Genomic DNA, 3,358 nt, shown 5'->3' on the forward strand with positions numbered 1-3,358 from the left:
AAGCACTTGGTCAACAGCATCTCGTTTGAATGATTCGGGATAAGTACGTCTGGTCTTGGTCATAAACATAACTCCTGGGTGGCATTATCCACCTTAAGTTAGTGTCCACCTAGACCGGGACAGACCATTTAGAGGGAGAGAAGACAGTCAATTTTTGTCCTGTAGCTGAAGCATTTCTTCGTTGGCGTATGTTTTGGGAAGGGTGCGGATCACCACAACATTTAGTTAGACCATTAACGAAACCACCTTTTGGCATCTTGGGATGGCAAGCAGAAGCTGCGCCGATATGTCCACCAGGCTGGTCAAGAGAGACGGAAATATGGGTAGCTAAACACATTTTTTTCCGAGCATGTATGTCTAATTTTTATGATTGGGTAGAGGTTGCATCCAGCAGTCATGCTAAAGGCAATATACTTTGGAGTAAGCACGCAGCCAGTGGCAGATTTGAATCTTACTGGGCCCTCACAGGGCATGACTCATGGCAAAGACCGGTGAGAATCTATATGCAGTCAAAGGAGCTTCAGACGCGAGTGAATTTGTGTGAGCAGGTCGATCAGGAACATTATCTCTATCACAAGCATCAGATTAGCCAGTTAAAGCGATAACGCCATTTTGCAATAAGATTGTGTTCTAAACGCGTTGCAATTATTCCAATTTAATAGATATATCAACTGCCTCTTCATGACATTGTTGCTTTACTTTTTAATAAGGCTGACTCATGGGAAATAACGTACATCACGGCCATCATCATGGCGATCATATTTCCGGAGCAGCTCGTTCAGCGAATGCTGACGAGGAAGTGAAAAATCCTGATAAACCGTTTACTGATCCAGTATGTGGCATGAAGGTAGCGGCCAACCCGGAAAAGAAACGCGTGTATGCAGGTAATGATTACTATTTTTGTAGTGCTAGTTGTATACAAAAATTCGATGGCAATCCAGAAAAATTTATAAAGCCATCAGCATTCGAGCCAGTACAGGATATGCCGAGTGGAACAATCTATACGTGTCCAATGCATCCGGAAATCAGGCAGCCGACACAAGGTAACTGTCCTATCTGTGGCATGTCGCTTGAGCCGATGATGCCTTCACTTGAAGATGAAGAGAATCCAGAACTTGTCGATTTTCGTCATCGCTTTTGGTGGACATTGCCCTTAACCATCGTTGTTGCTTCGTTGGCGATGGCCTCACATCGTTTTTTCCCAGAAGGCATTCCCTATCAAAACTGGATCGAACTCGCCTTGAGTACACCAGTGGTGTTATGGGCAGGCAAGCCTTTCTTTGAACGTTGTTTTCAATCGATTGTGCGACGCAACCCGAATATGTGGACACTGATTGGATTCGGTGTAACTGCGGCATACGGTTACAGCGTACTTGCTACGCTTGCCCCTGGGATATTTCCATCTGCATTCATGGAGCATGGCCGTGTCGGCGTTTATTACGAGGCTGCCGCCGTCATTATTTCACTGACCTTGCTTGGACAAATTCTGGAGTTGAAGGCGCGCTCGCAAACTTCGGCTGCGATCAAGTCGTTATTGGGATTGGCGCCAAAAACTGCGCGTCGTATCAATAAGGATGGCTCTGAAGAAGATGTTCCTCTCACACATGTCCATATTGATGATTCTTTGCGTGTGCGTCCTGGAGAAAAAGTACCTGTTGATGGCGTTGTCGTAGAAGGTGAAAGCGCGATAGATGAATCCATGTTGACCGGCGAACCTATGCCTGTGACAAAGCGTCCGGGAGACAAGGTTATAGGCGCGACGCTGAATACCAGCGGCAGTCTCGTCATTCGTTCGGAAAAGATAGGTTCTCAAACCATGCTTGCGCAGATTGTGCAAATGGTAGCGCAGGCGCAACGTTCTCGTGCTCCTATGCAGCGCCTGGCAGATGTAGTCGCAGGTTACTTTGTACTGGTTGTGGTTGGCGTTGCTTTCCTGACCTTCATAGGTTGGGGCATCTTTGGCCCTGATCCGAGCTGGGTCTTTGGCTTCGTCAATGCGGTTGCTGTTTTAATTATTGCCTGTCCTTGTGCACTGGGGCTGGCAACGCCCATGTCTATCATGGCCGCAACGGGACGCGCGGCAACGCAGGGAATGTTATTCCGTGATGCTGCGGCAATCGAAGGAATGCGCAAAGTAAATACTTTGATTGTGGATAAAACCGGTACCTTGACCGAAGGCAAGCCGGCATTCGACCGTGTTATTGCCGCGCAAGGACAAGAGGAGCAATCGGTTCTTCAGATTGCAGCGAGTATTGATCAGGGTAGCGAGCATCCATTGGCACACGCCATAGTGGCCGAGGCACGCCAGCGCGGACTGTCATTGGATAAGCCGGAAAGTTTTGAATCATCCAGTGGCATTGGTGTGCGTGGCATAGTCTCTGGTCGTCGAATAGCCTTGGGCAATACAGCGTTGATGGATGAAGAAAAAATTGACTGGCATAGCTTGTCGCAGCAAGCAGAGGAACTGCGCAATGAGGGCGCAAGCGTCATGCATGTGGCTGTCGATGGTAAGTTGGCCGGGCTGATCGCGGTGTCAGATCCTATCAAAAAGACGACAGCAGAAGCACTCACCATTTTGAGAGAAGCTGGTATGACCGTGATCATGGCAACTGGCGATGGCGCGACAACGGCGAAATCAGTTGCCGGAAAACTTGGTATTAATGAAGTCTACGGCGAAGTAAAGCCACAAGATAAATTGGCATTAGTGGAGCGCCTGCAAAAAGAAGGAAGAGTGGTAGCAATGGCCGGAGACGGGATTAATGATGCGCCCGCACTTGCCAAAGCGGATGTCGGCATCGCCATGGGTACAGGTACCGATGTCGCAATCAATAGTGCGCATCTGACTCTGATCAAAGGAGATTTACGTACGATCGCTAGAGCAAGGAAGCTGTCATTGGATACAGTGCGAAATATGCACCAAAACCTAGGCTTTGCATTTGTCTATAACTCACTGGGTATACCACTGGCTGCAGGACTGCTTTATCCATTTACAGGGCAATTATTGTCACCAATGATTGCTGCGCTTGCGATGAGTTTAAGTTCGGTCTCAGTCATTACGAATGCACTGCGTTTGCGAGGTAACGCAAAATGAAAAGTGAATATTCGATTTGGCAAAGTCGAAAATCGATGATCCGGCTAATTTTTATGCTACATGGCGATTAAGGCATATTAAAAAGAATGGCAATGCACGATCTACATTGCCATTCCTCTGCGATGTTTTCCATGCTCATGACGGTAGTTGTCAACGAAGTTGTCGCGTCACTTCAAGCAGCTAACTTCGATATTTCAGGTGTAGCCCGTTCCGGGTTGAGCCACACCTCGTCCGTCAATTTCCAATTTCTTGTGGCGCCCGACCAGC

1 protein-coding gene is annotated in these 3,358 nt (G+C 47.9%); it reads left to right on the forward strand.

Features of this window, described 5'->3' with window-relative positions; all coding sequences use genetic code 11:
• Positions 1–718 precede the first annotated feature (718 nt).
• The gene (locus tag IXC47_RS19190) at positions 719–3,091 is read left to right on the forward strand and encodes a heavy metal translocating P-type ATPase (protein WP_195876757.1); all 2,373 of its coding nucleotides are present in this window, start codon (positions 719–721) and stop codon (positions 3,089–3,091) included.
• The last annotated feature ends 267 nt before the right edge of the window (positions 3,092–3,358 follow it).

Source organism: Herminiimonas contaminans (assembly GCF_015645465.1).
In the GTDB taxonomy this organism is placed as follows: domain Bacteria; phylum Pseudomonadota; class Gammaproteobacteria; order Burkholderiales; family Burkholderiaceae_D; genus Oxalicibacterium; species Oxalicibacterium contaminans.

Excerpts from the sequence above, each read along its gene's own strand:
- IXC47_RS19190 (WP_195876757.1), top strand. The coding sequence starts at position 719 with ATGGGAAATAACGTACATCACGGCCATCATCATGGCGATCATATTTCC.